This is a genomic window from Haemophilus parainfluenzae (assembly GCF_003252795.1).
GTDB lineage: Bacteria > Pseudomonadota > Gammaproteobacteria > Enterobacterales > Pasteurellaceae > Haemophilus_D > Haemophilus_D parainfluenzae_K.
Window position 1 is genome coordinate 1 of record NZ_QEPQ01000013.1, and the last position, 734, is coordinate 734.

Annotated in this window: 1 tRNA gene and 2 rRNA genes; all 3 read right to left on the reverse strand. The window is 42.1% G+C overall.

What is annotated here, in order from left to right:
• Window positions 1–290, reverse strand: a 23S ribosomal RNA gene (locus DPV81_RS09350); the annotation flags it as partial.
• Window positions 291–471: 181 nt separating this feature from the next.
• Window positions 472–547: transfer RNA gene (locus tag DPV81_RS09355), tRNA-Glu, on the reverse strand.
• Window positions 548–659: 112 nt separating this feature from the next.
• Window positions 660–734: ribosomal RNA gene (locus DPV81_RS09360) — 16S ribosomal RNA — on the reverse strand; the annotation flags it as partial.

The window sequence follows — 734 nt, forward strand, 5'->3', positions numbered from 1 at the left end:
GTCTCTGTCATTATCACTAACAGGCTCCTTCGCGTTCGCTCGCCGCTACTAACGAAATCTCGGTTGATTTCTTTTCCTCGGGGTACTTAGATGTTTCAGTTCTCCCGGTTTGCCTCACTTACCTATGGATTCAGTAAGTGATAGTAGATTCTTCATCTACTGGGTTTCCCCATTCGGACATCTTGGATTAAACGCCTCTTATCGACTCATCCAAGCTTTTCGCAGATTAGCACGTCCTTCCTCGCCTCTGATTGCCAAGGCATCCACCTTGTACGCTTAGTCACTTAACTATACAACCTCAAAAATTCTTGATGTTGTGTTTTCAACTAAACACTTGATTGCTTTTGTTCAATCAAGATTTTTTCTTACTCAGACTTTTTCTTATCCTTTAAAAGGACTTGAAAGTCTCTTCAGTTTTTCAGCTTGTTTCCTGGTTGTTAAAGAACAGAAGATAATAAAGTTATCTTTATTTGGCGTCCCCACGGGGATTCGAACCCCGGTTACCGCCGTGAAAGGGCGATGTCCTAGGCCTCTAGACGATGGGGACAACAAATAAAGATACTCTATCTTACATTTTGCTTACGCACTTTTCTCTCTTCATTCATTTTCTACAATATATCAATCAATCTGTGTGGACACTTATTGTCTCTCGTTTTTGGTAAGGAGGTGATCCAACCGCAGGTTCCCCTACGGTTACCTTGTTACGACTTCACCCCAGTCATGAATCATACCGT